This window comes from Mycobacterium sp. NGS64 (genome assembly GCF_059812245.1).
This window is the reverse complement of record NZ_JCALCI010000003.1, coordinates 334,189-352,271: the sequence shown is the minus strand read 5'-3', so window position 1 is coordinate 352,271 and position 18,083 is coordinate 334,189. Positions and strand designations below refer to the sequence as shown.

Genomic DNA, 18,083 nt, shown 5'->3' with positions numbered 1-18,083 from the left:
ATGACGTTGCGAGTGGTTCCCGAGGGGCTGGCCGCGACCAGCGCGGCCGTGGAGGCGCTGACGGCGCGGCTGGCGGCCGCCCACGCGGCGGCGGCCCCGGCGATTACCGCCGTGGTGCCGCCGGCGGCGGACCCGGTGTCGCTGCAGACGGCCGCGGGATTCAGCGCCCAGGGGCAGGAGCACGCCGCCATCGCCGCCCAAGGTGTCGAGGAGTTGGGCCGCGCCGGCGTGGGCGTGGGTGAATCGGGCGCAAGCTATCTCGCCGGTGACGCCGCGGCGGCCGCGACCTACGGGGTAGCGGGCGGCTAGAGAATGACCGCGCCCGTTTGGATGGCTTCGCCGCCGGAAGTGCATTCGGCGTTGCTGAGCACCGGTCCGGGACCGGGGTCGCTGCTTGCGGCCGCCGGGGCCTGGTCGGCGCTCAGCGCCGAATACGCCTCGGCGGCGGGCGAACTCAGCGGGCTTTTGGGCGCGGTACAGGCGGGCGCGTGGCAGGGGCCGAGCGCCGAGCAGTACGTGGCGGCGCACGCTCCGTACCTGGCGTGGCTGCAGCAGGCCAGCGCCGACAGCGCGGGCGTGGCGGCCCAGCACGAGGTCGCCGCGGCGGCCTACACCAGCGCGCTGGCGGCGATGCCGACTCTGGTGGAGCTGGCCGCCAACCACGTCATTCATGGGGTCTTGCTGGCGACCAATTTCTTTGGGATCAATACGATCCCGATCGCGCTCAACGAGGCCGACTACCTCCGGATGTGGGTGCAGGCCGCCACCACGATGGGCGCCTATCAGGCTGTCTCGGGCGGCGCGTTGGCCTCGGCCCCGCGCACCGCGCCGGCTCCCAATATCGTGAATCAGAACGGGGCGGCCTCCCCGGCCGCCCAGTCGGGCGCGTCGCTCAACCCGTCCGACCTGTTGTCTCAGCTGCTGTCGCAGTACACAAATTTCTACGGGAACATGTTCCAAGAGCTCGCCACGTTCTTCCAGGACCCCGTCGGAAACTCGGTGAAGATCATCCAGGCGTTCATGACGAATCCGTCTGAGGCGCTGGTGCTTTACGGTCCGCTGCTCTTCGCGATCGCCTACCAAACTTTCTCCTGGGTGGGTGCGGGGATCACTTACCCGTCGCTGCTGCTCAGTCCCTTCCTCGGCCTCGTCCTCCCGGTTGCCCTGCAACCGGCGCTGGCGCTGGCGGCCGCGGCGGCTCCCGCGTTGGCGGCGCCCGTGGCGGGAGGCGTCGCTGCGACCGCCGCACCCGCTTCCGCGGTGTGGCCGGTCGCCGGCGTGGCCCCGACAACGGTCGCGACCCCCGCCGGCGCCCCCGCGTCCGCGCCCGCCGCATCCGGGGCGCCCGCCGCGCCCGCCCCGGCGGCGACCACCGGAACCTTCGCCTACATGGTGGGTTTCGGTGGCGGCCCGGGCAGCGAGGCCGGGCCGACCGTCGGTCCGCACGGACGGGTCAAGGCGCCCGCGGCCACCATCCCGGCGGCGGGTGCGGCGGCCCCCATCCGGGCCGAGGCGCGGGCACGGCGGCGCCGGCGGGCGGCGATGCGCGAATACGGCGACGAGTTCCTGGACATGGATTCCGACATCGGCATTCCGCCCGAGTACGCGGCGGAAGAGCTGGTGTCGGCGGTGGCGTCCGGGAGCGGCGCCGGGAGGCTGGGATTCGCGGGCACCGCGCACAAAGACCAGGCCGTGGGGGCGGCCGGGTTGACCAAGCTGGCCAACGACGAGTTCGGCGGCGGGCCGCGGGTGCCGATGGTGCCCGGCACCTGGGACCAGCAGGGCCCGGGCGAATCGGGGAGAGGGGGAGACGACGGTTCGTAACGAGACAGTGAGCAACCGAAATCCGAAGAGAGTGAAAGGAAACCAATCACCATGAGCATGTTGGACGCTCACATTCCGCAGTTGGTGGCCTCGCAGTCGGCGTTTTCCGCCAAGGCGGCGCTGATGCGCAGCACCATCAGCCAGGCCGAGCAGGAGGCGGTGTCGGCGCAGGCGTTCCACCAGGGCGAGTCCTCGGCGGCGTTCCAGGCCGCGCACGCCCGTTTCGTGGAGGCCGCGGCGCGGGTCAACACCCTGCTGGACATCGCCCAGGCCAACCTCGGCGACGCCGCGGGCACCTATGTGGCCGCCGACGCCGCCGCCGCTTCCGGCTACACGTCGATCTAATCCGAGATCTAAGACCGCGAAAGGACTTGTGATGTCACAGATCATGTACAACTACCCGGCGATGCTGAGCCACGCCGGGGACATGGCGGGCTACGCCGGCACCCTGCAAGGCCTGGGCGCCGACATCGCCAGCGAGCAGGCCGCGCTGTCCAACGCCTGGCAGGGCGACACCGGCATGACCTACCAGGTGTGGCAGGCCCAGTGGAACCAGGCCATGGAGTCGTTGGTGCGCGCCTACCAGGCGATGGCCAGCACCCACGAGGCCAACACCTTGGCCATGTACGCCCGCGACACGGCCGAGGCCGCCAAGTGGGGCGGTTAACCCAGGCCAAATGAGCGCAGCGCCGAATGCCGTCGAGCTGACGGTCGACCACGCGTGGTTCATCGCGGAAACCATTGGAGCGGGCACCTTCCCGTGGGTACTGGCGATCACCACGCCCTACCGCGACACCGCGGAACGCGCCGAGTTTTTCGAACAGCAGCGTGCCGAGCTGACCGGTATGGGTCTGTTGACGCAAGACGGAGTCGTCAATCCGGCCGTCGCGGGCTGGATCAAGGCCGTCTGCTTCCCGGACCGGTGGCTCGACCTGCGCTACGTGGGACCCGCCAACGCCTCCGGCTCGAGCGAGCTGCTGCGCGGCGTGGTCGCGCAGCGCAGCGGTACAACGGCTAAAACGGTGGTCGCGTTGCGCAGCGCGCAACTGGTCACGTTCACCGCGATGGACATCGACGACGCGCGAGGGCTGGTCCCGGTGCTCGGCGTCGGCCTCGCCCAGCGGCCGCCGGCGCGATTCGACGAGTTCAGCATGCCGATGCGCGTCGGCGCCCGGGCCGACGAGCGGCTGAGGTCGGGCGCCCCGCTGTCGGAAGTCGTTGAATACCTGGGAATCCCGGCGTCGGCACGGCCGGTGGTGGAGGCGGTCTTCTCCGGGCCGCGCAGCTACATCGAGGTCGTCGCGGGCTGCCGCCGCGACGGGCAACACGCCACCACCGAGGTCGGCATGAGCATCGTCGACACCGCCGCCGGTCGCGTGCTGGTCAGCCCCTCCCGAGCGTTCGACGGCGAATGGGTCTCGACGTTCGCCCCCGGCAACCCGTTCGCGATCGCCGTCGCGATCGAACACCTGACCGCCCTGCTGCCGGAGGGCCAGTGGTTCCCCGGCCGGCGGCTGTCCCGAGATTTTTCCGCCGAACACCAACCAGCAACGAGATAGAGAAGAGAGAACCATGTCGCAGGAACGGCCGCAGCGTCTTTTGAGGGCCGCCAAATGACGTCCGGCACCGTGATGCCGATCGTCCGCGTCGCCATCCTGGCGGAGAGCCGGCTGACGGAGATGGCCCTGCCTACCGAGCTGCCGCTGCGCGAAATCCTGCCCGCGGTCAAGCGTTTGGCGGCTCCGGCCGCGTCGAACGGCGACGCGGACGACGGCCTGGGCACCCTCGCGGCGGTCCACCTGAGCCTGGCACCGATCGGCGGCGCGCCGTTCAGCCTCGACGCCAGCCTGGACACGGTCGGGGTGGTGGACGGTGACCTGCTCGCGCTGCAGCCGGTGCCCGCGGGCCCGGCGGCGCCGGGCATCGTCGAGGACATCGCCGACGCCGCAATGATCTTCTCGACCTCGCGTCTGAGGCCCTGGGGGACAACGCATATCCAGCGGGGCGCGCTGGCCGCCGCGATCGCCGTGGCCTTCCTGGCCACCGGCCTGGGTGTCACCTACCGGGTGGCCACCGGCGCGCTGTCCGGACTGGTCGCGGTCAGCGTGATCGCCGCCCTCACCGCGGTGGCGAGCCTGCTGATCACGGTGCGTTCCGCGCGCGCCGGAATGGCGCTGTCGGTCGCCGCCCTGGTGCCCATCGCCGCCGCCCTGGCGTTGGCGGTTCCCGGCAAGTTCGGGCCGTCGCAACTGATGCTGGCCGCGGCCGGCGTCACCGCGTGGTCGCTGATCGCCCTGTTGGTCCCGGGCCCGGAGCGCGAGCGGATCGTCGGTTTCTTCACCGCGACCGCGGTGGTGGGGGCCGCCGTGGTGCTGGCTGCCGGCGCCGAATCACTCTGGCATTTCCCGATATTGACCATCGGCTGTGGGCTGATCGTGGCGGCCCTGCTGGTCACCATCGAGGCCGCTCAGCTGTCCGCCCTGTGGGCACGCTTCCCGCTGCCGGTCATTCCGGCGCCCGGCGACCCCACTCCGTCGGCGCCGTCGTTGCGCGTGCTGGAGGACCTGCCGCGGCGGGTGCGAATCGGTGACGCGCACCAGAACGGATTTATCGCCGCCGCGGTGTTGCTCAGTGTCCTGGGTTCGGTGGCCATCGCGCTGCGCCCAGAGTCGTTGGGTGGCTTGGGCTGGTACGCGGTCGGAGCGACCGCCGCCACGTCCGTGCTGCGCGCCCGGGTCTGGGATTCGGCCGCCTGCAAGGCCTGGCTGCTAGCCCAGCCTTACCTCGCGGCCGGCGTGCTGTTGATGCTCTACACCGCGACCGGGCGTTACGCCGCCGCGCTGGTTGCGTCGCTGGTGCTGATCGCGTTGGCGACGGCGTGGGTGGTGGTGGCCTTGAACCCGCGCATCGCCTCGCCGGAGAGCTACTCGCTGCCGCTGCGCCGGCTGCTCGGTTTCCTCGCGGCCGGGCTCGACGCGTCGCTGATTCCGGTCCTCGCTTACCTGGTCGGCCTGTTCGCGTGGGTCCTCAATCGATGATCCGTTCCGGACTCGCTTGCGTCACAGCCGCTTTGGCGGCCGTGATGTGGGCCTGCCCGCCGGCGTTGGCGATCGATCAGCCGACGGTCGACCCGGGCGTGGCACCGCCCAACGGGAGCCCGGGTCCCGGGCAGCCGATGGAGCAGCGCGGCCCGTGCGGGGTCTCCGGTGTCATTCCCGGCAGCGATCCGGTGGTGACGACGCCCAGCCAGGCGATGCTGAACCTTCCTGCAGCATGGCGGTTTTCCCGCGGCGACGGCCAATTGGTGGCGGTCATCGACACCGGGGTGCGGCCGGGCCCGCGCCTGCCCAACGTCGATCCCGGCGGCGACTACGTCGAGACGACCGACGGCCTGACCGACTGCGACGGGCATGGCACGCTGGTCGCCGGAATCATCGCCGGTCAACCCGGTGACGACGGGTTCTCCGGTGTGGCGCCCGCGGCGCGGGTGCTCTCGATCAGGATGACGTCGGCCAAGTTTTCGCCGCGCACACCGGGCGGCGATCCGATGCTGGCGCGGGCGTCGCTCGACATCGCGACCCTGGCGCGGGCCATCGTGCACGCGGCCGACCTCGGCGCCCGGGTGATCAACATCTCCGCGATCACCTGCCTTCCCGCCGACCGTCCCGTCGACCAGGCCGCGCTGGGCGCGGCGATCCGGTACGCGGCGGTGGACAAGGACGCGGTGATCGTGGCCGCCGCGGGCAACACCGGGGCGACCGGATCGGTCGGCGGCGGGATGTCTTGTGACTCCAACCCGCTCACCGACCTCGGCCGCCCGGACGACCCCCGCAACTGGGCCGGCGTCAAGTCGGTCTCGGTGCCGTCGTGGTGGCAGCCCTACGTGCTCTCCGCGGCGTCGCTGAACCCGGACGCACAGCCGTCGAAATTCACCATGGCCGGCCCGTGGGTCGGCATCGCGGCGCCCGGCGAAAACATCGTGTCGGTGAGCAACCGCGACGGCGGGGGCCTGGCTAATGGCCTGCCCGACGACCACCAGCAGCTGGTGGCGCTGAGCGGCACCAGCTACGCGGCGGGCTACGTGTCGGGCGTCGCGGCGCTGGTGCGCAGCAAGTATCCCCAACTCAACGCGACACAGGTGGTGCGGCGCATCACCGCGACCGCGCACAACGGTGCCCGGGCGCCCTCCAACGTCGTCGGCGCCGGCAGCGTGGACCCGGTGGCCGCGCTGACGTGGGACCTGCCCGCCGGCAACCAACCCGGTGTGGCGGGGGCGAAACCGGTCGCCGCCCCGCCGGCACCGGCGCCGGAGAACACCACCCCGCGGACCGTGTCGTTCGTCGGAAGCGCCGTGCTGGCTTTGGTGGTCGCGGCCGTCGCCGCGATCACCGCGATCGTCCGTAAGAAGGAGAGCACCCCGTGAGCCGTTCGATACCGACCCCCGGCGCCGGCCGGATCACGCTGGCGTTGCTGGCCGTGGTGCCCGCGGTGCTGGCGTACCCGTGGCGATCGGCGCGCGACTACTGGGTCCTCGGCATCGCCGCGGCTGTGGTGATCCTGCTGTTCGGCTGGTGGCGCGGGTTGCACTTCACCACGATCCTGCGCCGGCGGATCGCGATCATCCGCCGCAACGGCGGGACCGCGCCCGAAACCGGTTCTGCCACGACGGCGACCGCGCTGCTGCGGCTCGGGCCGCCCGTCGGCGACTCCGATGTATTGCCGCTGCCGCTGCTCGCCCGGTACCTGGACCGCTACGGCATCCGGGCCGACAAGATCCGGATCACCAATCGCGGCAACGCATCCGATGCGTCGACGCTCGAGACCTGGATCGCGATCACGATCTCGGCGGCCGACAACCTGGCGGCGCTGCAGGCGCGGTCGTCGCGGATCCCGCTGCACGAGACGGCCCAGGTGGCCGCCCGGCGGCTGGCCGACCATCTCCGCGAGATCGGCTGGGAAGCCGGCATCGTTGCGCCCGAGGACGCCCCGCGGCTGCTGGCGTCGAATGCGCGCGAGACCTGGCGGGGAGTCCAGCGTGGCGCCTCGGATTACGTTGCGGCATATCGGGTCTGTGTCGACGACGGATTGCCCGAAACGCTCGAGGCGATCCGTACGCACCCGGCGCGCGAGACCTGGACGGCGCTGGAGATCGCCGGTGATGCAAGCCGTCCCACCGTCGCGGCCGCGTGCGCGTTTGTGACCGACGCGCCCCCGGCTGCCGCGGCCCTGCCGGCTGGGCTGATCCCGCAACGCGGGGATCATCTCCCGGCGCTGGCGGCGCTGGAGCTGCTGTCGACGCGACGGCTTGACGGGCACACCGAGGAACCGGCGGGCCTGCTGGCCGAACTGGTCTGCCCCACCCCGGAGGCCGGCGCGCACCGGGCGCCGCTGGCGGAGACCGTCAGAACATGACGCCGCGCAGGAATTGAGTCATCCGGCGCAGGTAGTCCAGCTGGCTCACGTGCAGGACGTGGCTGCCGGGAAACCAGTGCAGCGCACAGCGATTCCAGTGTTCCCACAGCGCAACGGCCTGATCCGGCGGGGCCATCCGGTCGCCCAGGCCCGTGATGATCATCCGGCGCTCCTTGGGCATCAGCGGCCGGTAATTCAGCGGTGAGTGGTAGGACAGCCCGGCGATCAGCTCGTCACGGCTGATCTTCGACATCCGCAGCCCCAGACCCATGAGCTTGTTGGCGGGAAACCATTCGTCGAACATCGTCGCCGGCGTCACCACGGGGCAGTTTGGGATCACCGCCTCCAGCCGGTCGTCCACCGAAGCCACCAACGCGGCGGTGTAGCCGCCGAGCGATATGCCGGTCAGCGCGATGCGCTCGACCCCGGTGTGCCGCAGGTAGTCGATGATGGACCGAAAGTCGTGCACGGCCTGGGCCATCGCCTCGGCGAAACCGCAGAGCCCGCCCGCGAAATAGCCGAAACCGCTGAACGGCGAACACCTTTCGGCGCGCGGGCCGTGGAACGGCAGGGTGTACATCAGGACGTCGTAGCCCGAGCGGTAATACCATGGCAGCGTGAAGAACCGCCCGTTGGCCAGGTATGACGACCCCATGAAGCCGTGTATGACGCACAGCGTCGGATGCGGCCCGTCGGCATGGCGCCAGTGCTGCGCGTGCACGACGTTGTTGGATCCCAACGCGCTCCAGCGGGTGCGCATTTCCGGGTTGATCGCCCGGAAGCTGCTCGGGAACGAGATGTTCTCGACGGTCCCGTGCGCGATCCACTCCGCGAGCCGATTCGCCGGCCGCGACGACACCCGGGGCAGCTCGGTTGGCATCGGAAACGACTTCGCCGGATCATGCTCGGCGCCGAGCTCGGCGTAGAAGCGCAGGCCGTCGCGTTCGCTGCCGGAGCGCGCCGCGCTGGCGAGTACCGCTGGCGTGACGGTCGTCGTCAGCACCGACGCGACCGCGGTGCGCAGCGCGAGATCGGAGACGGCGGCCGCCTCGACGACCATTCGCTGACGCGGCGACAACGCGGAGCGCGGCGGCAATCCCGCGGCGCCGGCGGGCAGATCGGCGCCGGGAACATCCGGTACCGGAACCGGGGGAGTGACCGGATCCGGGTCGGTCGGTGTCACAGACGCGATGCTATCGCCCACTCGGTGGCTGCCGCGGCGGCATGCGGTAATACGGTTTACCTATCAGCTCGAGCCGTGATGGTGTTGATCAGGAGGACCGACATGTGGGATCCCGACGTCTACCTGGCCTTTGCTGACCATCGCAGCCGCCCGTTCTACGACCTGCTGTCGCGCGTGGGCGCCAAGCAGGCGCGCCGGGTGGTCGACCTGGGCTGCGGCCCGGGTCACCTGACGAAGTACCTGGTGCGGCGCTGGCCCGAGGCGGCGATCGAGGCGGTGGACAGCTCGCCGGAGATGGTCGCCGCGGCCAAGGAACGTGGGATCGACGCCGTCGTCGGCGACCTGCGGGACTGGAAGCCCAAGCCCGACACCGACGTGGTGGTGTGCAACGCGGCCTTGCACTGGGTGCCCGAGCACGCCGATCTACTGGTGCGCTGGGCCGGCGAGTTGGCGCCCGGCTCGTGGATCGGCGTCCAGATCCCGGGCAACTTCGAAACCCCTTCCCATGCCACGGTGCGGGCGCTGGCCCGTCGCGAGCCATACGCAAAACTAATGCGCGACATACCATTTCGCGTCGGAGCGGTGGTTCAGCCGCCGATGACCTACACCAATCTGCTGCTGGACGCCGGATGCAAGGTCGACGTCTGGGAAAGCACCTACCTGCACCAGTTGACGGGTGAGCACCCGGTGCTGGAATGGATCACCGGAACGGCGCTGGTCCCGGTGCGCGAGCGGCTCGACGACGAGGGCTGGGAACAGTTCCGCCGGGAGCTCATCCCGCTGCTGGACGACGCGTACCCGCCCCGGGCCGACGGCACGACGATCTTCCCGTTCCGCCGGGTGTTCATCGTCGCCGAGGTCGGCGGCGGGCAGCGCGCGTAACTATTCCTCGATGCCGCGGTCGACGGCGATCGCCGACCGGCTGCTGGGCTTCATGTGGTGGATCCGCAGGTAGGTTTCGGTGTAGCGCACCGCGATCCGCATGCCGGCGAACTCCGACGGTATGACGTCGCCGGTGCGCTGGCGCCAATCATGCAGGCGCACAGCCAGATCCGCGGCGACGGCGTCGACGTCGGGGTCTTCGGTCGCAAGCAGGTTGTGGGTCTCCGTGGGATCGGTTCGCAGGTCGTAGAGTTCGCGCTCCGCACGCGGGCCGGTGATCAACGGCTCGACCGCGTGTCCCGAAGGGCTGTCCTGGATGTCCAGCGGCAGGTCGAGCAGCGGGCGGGCCGCGTAGTTCTCGATGTAGCTGTATTCCTTGGTGCGGATGGCGCGAATGGGGTCGAACGAGTCGTGATAGGTCTTCATCGAATACACCTGCTCGCGGACCGGTTCGGCCTGCGGCTCCGGCGCGAGCAGCGCACCGGCGTGCGACACCCCCTCGACGTCGGCCGGCACGCGCAGCCCCAGCAGCTCCAGCAGCGTCGGCACGAAGTCGACGCCGCTGAACAGTTCGTCGTACACGCGCGGCGCCGCGGCGCGGCCCGTCGGGGGACGGACGATCATGCCGATGCCGGTTCCGGCGTCGTACAGCGTGGATTTCGCGCGCGGGAAGGCCGGGCCGTGATCGGTGAAGAACACCACCCAGGTGTTGGCGTCCAGCCCCGTCTGGGACAGCGTGTCCAGCAACCGGCCGACGGCGGCGTCGGCGGCGGCGATCGCGCCGTAGAAGTCGGCGACGTCGCCGCGGACCTCGGGGGTGTCCGGGAGGAAGTCCGGGGGATCGACGTCCGCGGTGTCGGCCGGCTCGTAGCGGTCCCGCGGGTAGGGCCGGTGGGTTTCGAAGAACCCGGCGGTCAACAGGAACGGTTGGCCCGCGAGGTTTTCGGCGCTGTCCGCCAGCCACTCCTGGGCGCGGTCCACCACGTAGTCGCAATAGGAGTTGGACACGTCGAACTCGTCGAAGCCGAGGCGTTTCGGATAGGACGTCTCGTGCTGCATGCCGAAAAGTGCCGAGTACCAACCGGACTCGGCCAATATCTGTGGCAGGGTACGCACGCCGCTGCGGTATTCCCAGCCGTGGTGGGCCAGGCCGACCAGGCCGTTGCTTTGCGGGTAGCGGCCGGTGAACAGCGACCCGCGCGACGGCGAGCACAGCGGTGCCGTGGCGTGGGCCCGGGTGAACAGGATGCCCTCGGCGGCAAGCCGGTCCAGCCGCGGGCTGGACACGTCCGGGTGACCGTAGGCGCCGAGATATCGCCCCAGGTCGTGCCAGTGCACGATCAGCACGTTCTCTTTAGCTGTCATGTGGCGACTTTGCCCGTCATTGCCTCACCTCGACCGGCGACGATACCGCAGCCACCAGCGTGTCGCCGGGCGTTACGATCGGCGCGATTCCCAGCGGTTCTCGGAGACGAACTCCGGCAACGGCCGCCCGTAGGCCCACCCGTCGAGCTCCAGCGCCGGCCGGTCCGGGAACTCGGGCACCGGTCCCACGCACAGGATGGCCACCGGCTCGGCGTCGTCGGGCATCGCCAACAGCTCCCCGAGCCGTCGCGGGTCGAACAGGGAAACCCAACCCACGCCAAGGCCTTCGGCGCGCGCGGCCAGCCACAGGTTCTGGATCGCGCAGGACACCGACGCGAGATCCATCTGCGGCAGCGTCCGGCGACCGAACACGTGCCTGTCGCGGTCGTCGCCCAGCGCCACCACGAACAGCTCGGCGCACTCGAGGATGCCCTCGACCTTCAGCGCCAGGAACTCCTCGGACCGCTCCCCCAGGGCCGCGGCGGTGAGCGGGCGTTCCTCGTCGACGAGGGCGTGAATGCGTCGCCGCAGCGCGTCGTCGGTGATGCGGATGAACCGCCACGGCTGCATCAGCCCGACGCTGGGCGCGGCGTGCGCGGCCTGCAGCAACCGGCCCAGCACGTCCTCGCCCACCACGGCGCCCGGTGAGAACCGGCGCATGTCGCGCCGCTCGGCGATCACCCGGTACACGGCGCGCCGCTCCTCGGGGCTGAACGCCTGATCGGTCACGCCAGCCATCGTAGGGAAAACGGGGTTAGCGTAGTGGTCCATGAAGTTTTCCGACGTGCTGGACCAGTTGCCCGCCGACGGCGCCGACGGGCGCGTCTATGGCGAGCCCTACGAGACCGCCGATGGGACCACGGTGATCCCCGTTGCCAAGCCGCTCGGCGTGTTCGTCGTGCACGGGGGCGAGGCGTCGTGGGTGCCCGCCGTCGACAAGAACCGGATCGCGCTGATCGGCGTGCTCACCGGCCTGTTGGCGGCGGTGATCGGCAGCCTGGCGGTGCTGCGCCAGCCACCCTGGCCGAAGATGACGTTCACGGACTATAGGTGACGCCGACCGCCCGGAAGACGTACTCGGGCGGCATGTCGAAGGCCAGCGACCGCCGCGGCAGGCCGGCCAGCACGTCGTCCGCCAGGGCCACCTTGTAGTGCAGCGACAGGTGGCCGCTGAAGTTCTGGTCGACCTCGCTGACGTCGACGTCGACCTGCACCCCGGTTGACGAGATCTCGACCTTGGCCGCGCCGGTCTGCGGCGCGTCCCAGCGCGCGTCGACCGTCGGCCCGGCCAGCTTCGGCAGCATGGACAGCGTCGCCAACACCCGCTCCGAGGTGAACGCCAGCGAGCCGACGTAACTGGCGACGCTGTGCGGCAGCCGCACGCCGGGGATGATGCCGCTGAACCGCCGGGTCACCGCGACGTAATCGGCGAGGTAGATCAGGCCCTCCGCCTCGACCTGGGCGTGCAGATCGGCGGGTAACTTGCCGATGCCGAACAACTTGCGGACGAAGACCGCCATGAATGCCAGTATGACCACCCTGGTATCGGTTAAGTGATGACCCGCCCCCGGACCGCGCCCGCCGCGTGGGTCGCGGTGGCGGCAGTCGCGGTCTACGCGCTGATGTGGGTCGGCTACTGCCGGCACTGGGGTTGGTTGCTTCGTGCCGATTGGTCGATGCTCGACGCCGCGCGCGACGTCGCGGTCAAGCACCCGGCGTGGGTGGGCTTTTGGGACGTCGTGTCGTTCACGCTGGGTCCGGTGCCGTTGCGGGTGCTGGGAGCAGTGGTCGCCGTCGTCGCGCTGGCGCGGCGCGAGGTGCGGGCGGCCCTCGTGCTGCTGGCCTGCGCGCCGCTGAGCGGTCTGGTCACGACGGCGGCCAAGGCTTTGGTGAACCGCCCGCGCCCGTCGACCATGCTGGTGGCGGCCCCGTCGTCGTCGTTCCCCTCGGGGCACGCGCTCGAGGCGACGTCGGCGTTGCTCGCCCTGCTGGCGTTGGTGCTGCCGATGATGGGCCGCGCGGCGGGGCGTGCTGCGATCGCGCTGACGGCGCTGAGCCTGCTGTTGGTCGGGATTGCCCGCGTCGCGCTGAACGTGCATTACCCGTCCGACGTGCTGGCCGGGTGGTCGCTCGGATACCTTTATTTCCTCTTGTGCCTGTGGGTGTTTCGGCCCGGTTGGTAACACCGTGGTGACACAACCGGGTCTAAAGCTTTACTTGACCCCGGGGTTCGCGTCGCCGGACCATTGAATCCATGCGCCGACTGCTCGCTTCGCTGTGCGCTGCGGTGTGCCTGATGGTCGCGGCGCTGGTGCTGGCGCCGGTGAGCGGTGCGGCCACTCCCTGGTTCGCGAACTCCGTCGGCAATGCCACGCAGGTGGTTTCGGTCGTCAGCACCGGCGGGTCAAACGCGAAAATGGATATCTACCAACGCACCACCGGCGGCTGGCAGGCGCTGGTGACCGGTATACCCACCCACGTCGGCTCCGCGGGCATGGCGCCGCAGGCCCGCAGCGGGGTGCCGGCCACCCCGATGGGCGTGTACACCCTCGACTCCGCCTTCGGCACGGCGCCCAATCCCGGTGGGGGACTTCCCTATACGCAAGTCGGGCCGAACCATTGGTGGAGCGGCGACGATCACAGCCCCACCTTCAACAGCATGCAGGTCTGCCAGAAGGCGCAGTGCCCGTTCAACACGGCCGACAGCGAGAACCTGCAGATCCCCCAGTACAAGCACGCGGTCGTGATGGGCGTCAACAAGAACAAAACCCCCGGCGGCGGTGCCGCGTTCTTCTTTCACACCACTGACGGCGGGCCCACCGAGGGGTGCGTGGCGATCGACGACGCCACGCTGGTGCAGATCATCCGCTGGCTGAAGCCCGGCGCGGTGATCGCGATTACGAAGTAGCCAGCGCGCGGCCGGGCTTGATCTTGAAGTCCAAGCCCGCCAACGACATTGTGGCGTCGTAGGTCCTGTCGTAACCGGTTCCGCTGATCTTCCAGCCGGCGTCGGTGCGCCGGTAGGTGTCGCGGTAGAAGGCCGCGCCGATCAGCATGAAGTTGAGGTCGGCGACGATGACCCGGTCCTGCAGATACCAGCTGCCCGTTGCGGTGTCGCCGTCCACGGTGATGTCGGGGTGGGTCACCCGGTGCTCGGTGATGACGTTGAGGGGGAGCGAGGTGCGCATGTACTCCACCAAATCCGCGCGGTTGGTGAAGTGCAGCTCGTTGCCGATCGAGGGGCCGTAGTCGGCCGTGATGTCCTCGGCCAGCGTCTCGGCGAAGTCGTCCCAATGCTTGGTGTCCAGCGCACGCAGGTAGCGGTATTTCACCTGCTTGATGGCTTCGATGTCGGCGAACTCTTGAGGGGTCATCCCGACATTGCAGCACACGGTGATGGGCCGGCCGCCGTCGGACGGCTCGGTCGAGACTTAATCGTCTGCGAGCCGGGACCGTCATTGCAGCGCGCGGGTGGCCATCTCGATCAGCGCGCGTCGTTCCAGGCTCCAGTCGATGGCGGTCCCGGTGATCATCTGCGCCAGCACCACACCGCGCAGGGTGGCCCAAATGACCTCGGCCACACCGGCATTGGCCGGGTCGTCGGTGATCAGCCGGCCGAGTTGGCCGATAGCGGCGTTCATCTCCATCAGGTGGCGCCGCGAGGACCCGCCCCGGGTGGCGCGCAGGATTTCGAAGGCGGCCATCGACGTCGGGCTGCTGTAACAGCTCCACGCGGTGTCGATGACGACCTCGATGCGCTCGCGCAACGGAAGCTCGCTGACCTCGGCGGCGGACAGGCTGTCGACCAGCCTGGCCACGCCGTCGTCCACGACGGCCATCAGCAGGCCGTTGCGGTCCCCGAAGTGGTACTGGATGACCCCCCACGTCACGCCGGCGCGCTCGGCCACGTGCTTGGCGGTCGCGGCGGCGAACCCTTCCTCCATGATGCAGCGCACCGTCTCGTCGATGATCTTGGTGTGCGTGTCGTCGCCGCGCTTGCGGGGCGCGCTGGTGCGGCGGGTGGGCGCAATGGACCTGGACGAGGGCCTGGAAGACGGCATTGTTGACTTTATAACATAAAGCCGTCTATTTTTGGGCGGTGACCGGATCCCGATACGCGCGGTTGTCCCGCCAGGAGCTGTCGGTCCTGGTTCCCGAACTGCTCTTGATCGGTCACATGATCGACCGCTCCGGCATGGCGTGGTGCATCACGGAGTTCGGTCGCGAGGAAATGGTGCAGATCGCCATCGAGGAGTGGGCCGGCGCCAGCCCGATCTACACCAAGCGCATGCAGCGCGCGCTGAACTACGAGGGCGACGACGTGCCCACCATCTTCAAGGGCCTGCAGCTCGACATCGGCGCGCCGCCGCAATTCATGGACTTCCGCTACACGATTCACGACCGTTGGCACGGGGAGTTCCAGCTCGACCACTGCGGCGCGCTGCTGGACGTGGAGCCGATGGGCGACGAATACGTCTTCGGGATGTGCCACACCATCGAGGATCCGACGTTCGACGCCACCGCCGTGGCGACCAACGCGCGTGCGCAGATGCGACCCATCCACCGGCCGCCACGGGTGCCGGCGGACCGGCACCCGCACTGCGCGTGGACCGTCATCATCGACGCGTCCCACCCCGAGGCGCAGAGCATTCCGGCGCTCGAGGTGATCCGCCAAACGCGCGCCGCCGCTTGGGAATTGGACCCGATCGACAGGTCCGACGAGGGCCAGGCGGATTACTCCGGGCCGTTGCTGTCCGATTTTGACTTCGCCGCGTTCTCGCGCTCGGCGCTGGTGCGCATGGCCGACGAGGTGTGCCTGCAGATGCACCTGCTGTACCTGTCGTTCGCCCTCGCGGTGCGGTCGCGCGCCGCCAGCGACGCCCAGGCCGTCGACGTGTGCACCCGCGGCCTGACCGGCCTGGCCGGGCTGGCATCCGAGCGCATCCACCGCGCGCTGCGATTGCCCGGAGGGATCGAGGGAACACGACGGGTGCTCGAGCTGCACCCGCTGCTCAACCCCGCGGGCTACGTCGTCGCGGAAACGGCGCAGAACCGGCTGCTCGTGCACCGGTCTCCGGCGCACGACGACGGCGCCTGGATTTCGCTGTGCTCACCGGAATCGGTGCAGCCGCTGCAGGCGATCGCCACCGCGGTCGACCCCCACCTCGAGGTACGGGTCAGCGGCACCACGACCGACTGGACCGCCGAGCTGGTCGAAACCGACACCGCGGCAAAGGAACTGCCCGAGGTGCAGGTGGCCAAGGTCAGTCACGGATCGACATTCCAGTTCGAGCCGAGGCGTTCGCTGCCGCTCACTGTGATCTGAGCACCCGCCCGCTGTCAAGGGAGTCGTCGATACCGTTTCGGTGACGACACGGCATCGACCGGATACCAATGAGGTTGTGGCCGGGCGGAATACAGTGCGTGCGCGGCTATGGTTAACGCTGGCCACCGACCTCTATAGACGAAAGTTCTCGCTCTATGTACGACCCAGTGGGGTTGTCGATCGGGACCGCGAACCTGGTCGCTGCGCGAAACGGAAGTTCGCCGGTTGCACGCCGTGCGGTGCTGACGCTTTATCCGCACTGCGCGCCGAAAATCGGCCTGCCCAACGAGAACCCGGCTCTGTCCGAGCCCGGGGTGCTCATGCGGGGCTTCGTGGAGCGCGTCGGCGACTCGGTTGCGCTGGTGTCGCCCGACGGGTCCGCTCACGACCCGGACCTGCTCATGGTGGAGGCGCTGGACGCCATGGTGGCCGCCGCCGGCGCGGACTCCGGCGCGTCCGAGATCTCCATCGCCGTCCCGGCGTATTGGAAACCCGGCACGGTGCAGGCGCTGCGCAACGGTCTACGAACGCATTTGGGCTTCGTCCGAAGCGGCATGGCGCCCCGCCTGGTCTCCGATGCGATCGCGGCGCTGACGGCGGCGAACGCGGAGCTGTGCCTCGCGGCGACGGGCGTGGTCGGCCTGCTCGATTTCGGTGGCGGCGGCACCTCGGCCACCTTGATCAGCCTCGCCGGCGACTTCGAACTCCTCACACCGACAATGCGTTACACCGCCTTCTCCGGCGAAGAAATCGACCAGGCGTTGTTGCTCAAGGTCTTCGAGGAACTCGGGCACGGCAGCGGCCTCGACCCGGCCAGCACGGCCGCGGTCGGTCAGCTCGGCCTGCTCCGGGAACAGTGCCGCGCGGCGAAGGAGCAGCTGTCCACCCAAACGGTGGCCGAATTCTCGGCCGAGCTCGGTGGTCGCCGGTGCACCATGAAGCTGACGCGCGACGAGCTGGGCGACCTGATCCAGGACCGGCTGTCCGGCTTCATCTACGCGTTCGACGAGATGCTAGTCCGGCACAGGAGAAGCTGGTCCGACCTGTCGGCGGTCGTCATGGTCGGCGGCGGCGCCAGCATTCCCCTTGTCAAGGAACGCCTTTCGGTGCACGGCCGCCGGCCCGTCGTGAGCCCGCTGGAGCCTGCGCACGCCGCCGCCCTCGGCGCGTTGCAGATCGCTTCCCGGGGGGAGCAGCTCGATTTGCAGGCGCGCACGTCCATCGGCCTACTCACGGCGGCCGCCGGCGAAATCGTCGAATTGCCCGCGGGCGACGTGCTGGTGATCGACGACGAGGCGCTCACCGACCGCGAATTGGCTTGGTCGCAAACCGAATACGGGCCGGACATCCGGGTGCCGTACAGCCCCACGGCCTTCGACGAAGACGGCGGGTCCGGCTGGTCGATGCGCCTCAACGTGATCGAGCCGCCGAAAGAGAGCTCGTGGCGGCGGCTGCGGCTGTCCCAGTTGGTCATCGGGATGTGCGCCGTGGTGGCCATGACGTCGATCGGGGGCGTGGCCTACACGTTGTCGGGCATCGAGAACCACCAGGTGCCCCCGGCCCCCACCGTCGCGCCCCTGCCCGCGCCGCCCGTCAGCTCCCTGCCGGCCAGGCCCGTGCCCCCGCCCCCGACGCCCGTGCCGCCACCGCCCAGCGCCGCACCGGTGCCCAGCCCGGCGCCGCCACCGCCGCCCCCGCCGTCGCCGCCGCCCCCACCGCCGGCGCCGGTGATCGTCACGACCGCGCCGCCGGTCGTCACCACGAGGCATCCCGCGCCGCCGGTCACGACCCAGCCGCCGGTCACGACCCAGCCGCCAGTCACGACGGCCATGACGACGCCGCCTCCGCCGCCTACCACCACGACGACGCCCCCGGCGGCCCAGACGACGACGCCCACCACGACGGTGCCGATGACGACGCAGTGGATACACGTGCCGCTGCTGCCGGTGCCGATCCCGGTTCCCGTACCCGCAAGCCAGGCGCCCCAGCCGCCCGCGGCCCCGCAGTATCCGGGGAACTCGCAGAACCCCTTTTTGAGTCCGGGGTACTGAGCCCCAGGGCCTTCAAAACCGCCCGTGTGACGTAGCTCAA

The 18,083-nt window shown here is 69.9% G+C and carries 19 protein-coding genes and 1 pseudogene; 14 read left to right on the top strand and 6 right to left on the bottom strand.

The genetic code is table 11. The features are described 5' to 3' along the window. The 8 genes and pseudogenes from AC5Y4S_RS15565 to eccE all read left to right on the top strand — a co-directional run bounded on the left by AC5Y4S_RS15565 (position 1) and on the right by eccE (position 7,236). Positions 1-309 carry a PE family protein gene (locus tag AC5Y4S_RS15565; protein WP_067158321.1) on the top strand — a complete coding sequence of 103 codons (309 nt, stop codon included), beginning with the start codon at positions 1-3 and terminating at the stop codon, positions 307-309. A 3-nt stretch (positions 310-312) separates the two neighbouring features. After that, complete coding sequence (locus AC5Y4S_RS15560; protein ID WP_500033612.1) at positions 313-1,824, top strand: PPE family protein; 1,512 nt, start codon at positions 313-315, stop codon at positions 1,822-1,824. Between the two features lie 51 nt (positions 1,825-1,875). Further along, positions 1,876-2,169 (top strand): type VII secretion system protein EsxG, encoded by a 294-nt coding sequence (gene esxG / locus AC5Y4S_RS15555; protein WP_067158324.1) that lies wholly within the window; start codon positions 1,876-1,878, stop codon positions 2,167-2,169. Between the two features lie 31 nt (positions 2,170-2,200). After that, a complete protein-coding gene (locus AC5Y4S_RS15550; protein WP_067158326.1) occupies positions 2,201-2,491 on the top strand; it encodes a WXG100 family type VII secretion target in 291 nt (96 codons plus the stop codon). A 10-nt stretch (positions 2,492-2,501) separates the two neighbouring features. Continuing rightward, complete coding sequence (locus tag AC5Y4S_RS15545) at positions 2,502-3,383, top strand: ESX secretion-associated protein EspG (RefSeq protein WP_500033611.1); 882 nt, start codon at positions 2,502-2,504, stop codon at positions 3,381-3,383. Positions 3,384-3,437: 54 nt separating this feature from the next. After that, positions 3,438-4,862, top strand: a complete 1,425-nt coding sequence (gene eccD, locus AC5Y4S_RS15540; protein WP_500033610.1) for a type VII secretion integral membrane protein EccD — start codon at positions 3,438-3,440, stop codon at positions 4,860-4,862. Then, positions 4,859-6,248: pseudogene (gene mycP, locus AC5Y4S_RS15535) on the top strand (type VII secretion-associated serine protease mycosin); the annotation flags it as partial. The gene eccD and the pseudogene mycP, both read left to right, overlap by 4 nt. Next, positions 6,244-7,236 (top strand): type VII secretion protein EccE, encoded by a 993-nt coding sequence (gene eccE, locus AC5Y4S_RS15530; RefSeq protein ID WP_500033609.1) that lies wholly within the window; start codon positions 6,244-6,246, stop codon positions 7,234-7,236. The pseudogene mycP and the gene eccE, both read left to right, overlap by 5 nt. Here eccE and AC5Y4S_RS15525 read toward each other — a convergent pair. Next, the gene (locus AC5Y4S_RS15525) at positions 7,226-8,419 is read right to left on the bottom strand and encodes an alpha/beta hydrolase family protein (protein WP_500033608.1); all 1,194 of its coding nucleotides are present in this window, start codon (positions 8,417-8,419) and stop codon (positions 7,226-7,228) included. The genes eccE and AC5Y4S_RS15525 overlap by 11 nt on opposite strands. A gap of 102 nt (positions 8,420-8,521) precedes the next feature. Here AC5Y4S_RS15525 and AC5Y4S_RS15520 point away from each other — a divergent pair, with 102 nt between their 5' ends. After that, positions 8,522-9,301: a trans-aconitate 2-methyltransferase gene (locus AC5Y4S_RS15520; RefSeq protein WP_500033607.1), complete on the top strand. Its 780-nt coding sequence runs from the start codon at positions 8,522-8,524 to the stop codon at positions 9,299-9,301. Here AC5Y4S_RS15520 and AC5Y4S_RS15515 read toward each other — a convergent pair whose 3' ends face one another. Next, positions 9,302-10,666: a sulfatase family protein gene (locus AC5Y4S_RS15515; RefSeq protein ID WP_500033606.1), complete on the bottom strand. Its 1,365-nt coding sequence runs from the start codon at positions 10,664-10,666 to the stop codon at positions 9,302-9,304. A gap of 72 nt (positions 10,667-10,738) precedes the next feature. Further along, complete coding sequence (bluB, locus tag AC5Y4S_RS15510) at positions 10,739-11,404, bottom strand: 5,6-dimethylbenzimidazole synthase (RefSeq protein ID WP_500033605.1); 666 nt, start codon at positions 11,402-11,404, stop codon at positions 10,739-10,741. A 31-nt stretch (positions 11,405-11,435) separates the two neighbouring features. On the opposite strand from bluB, the gene AC5Y4S_RS15505 reads away from it, so the two are divergent. Next, positions 11,436-11,720 (top strand): hypothetical protein, encoded by a 285-nt coding sequence (locus tag AC5Y4S_RS15505; RefSeq protein WP_500033604.1) that lies wholly within the window; start codon positions 11,436-11,438, stop codon positions 11,718-11,720. Here AC5Y4S_RS15505 and AC5Y4S_RS15500 read toward each other — a convergent pair. Beyond that, positions 11,704-12,186: a hypothetical protein gene (locus AC5Y4S_RS15500; RefSeq protein ID WP_500033603.1), complete on the bottom strand. Its 483-nt coding sequence runs from the start codon at positions 12,184-12,186 to the stop codon at positions 11,704-11,706. The two genes, AC5Y4S_RS15505 and AC5Y4S_RS15500, sit on opposite strands and share 17 nt — an antisense overlap. 36 nt (positions 12,187-12,222) lie before the next feature. Between AC5Y4S_RS15500 and AC5Y4S_RS15495 the strand changes: the two genes are divergently transcribed. Beyond that, the gene (locus tag AC5Y4S_RS15495) at positions 12,223-12,849 is read left to right on the top strand and encodes a phosphatase PAP2 family protein (protein ID WP_500033602.1); all 627 of its coding nucleotides are present in this window, start codon (positions 12,223-12,225) and stop codon (positions 12,847-12,849) included. Between the two features lie 71 nt (positions 12,850-12,920). Beyond that, complete coding sequence (locus AC5Y4S_RS15490; protein ID WP_500033601.1) at positions 12,921-13,574, top strand: L,D-transpeptidase family protein; 654 nt, start codon at positions 12,921-12,923, stop codon at positions 13,572-13,574. Here AC5Y4S_RS15490 and AC5Y4S_RS15485 read toward each other — a convergent pair. Both AC5Y4S_RS15485 and AC5Y4S_RS15480 read right to left on the bottom strand, forming a co-directional pair. After that, positions 13,564-14,058, bottom strand: a complete 495-nt coding sequence (locus tag AC5Y4S_RS15485) for a nuclear transport factor 2 family protein (protein ID WP_068187994.1) — start codon at positions 14,056-14,058, stop codon at positions 13,564-13,566. The two genes, AC5Y4S_RS15490 and AC5Y4S_RS15485, sit on opposite strands and share 11 nt — an antisense overlap. A 63-nt stretch (positions 14,059-14,121) precedes the next feature. After that, on the bottom strand, positions 14,122-14,727 hold the full coding sequence (locus AC5Y4S_RS15480; RefSeq protein ID WP_500033600.1) for a TetR/AcrR family transcriptional regulator: 606 nt from the start codon (positions 14,725-14,727) through the stop codon (positions 14,122-14,124). Between the two features lie 38 nt (positions 14,728-14,765). Here AC5Y4S_RS15480 and AC5Y4S_RS15475 point away from each other — a divergent pair, with 38 nt between their 5' ends. Further along, entirely contained in the window at positions 14,766-15,992 is a 1,227-nt protein-coding gene (locus AC5Y4S_RS15475) for a hypothetical protein (RefSeq protein WP_500033599.1), read from the top strand. Positions 15,993-16,147: 155 nt separating this feature from the next. Further along, a complete protein-coding gene (locus AC5Y4S_RS15470; protein ID WP_500033598.1) occupies positions 16,148-18,043 on the top strand; it encodes an Hsp70 family protein in 1,896 nt (631 codons plus the stop codon). Positions 18,044-18,083: the final 40 nt, after the last annotated feature.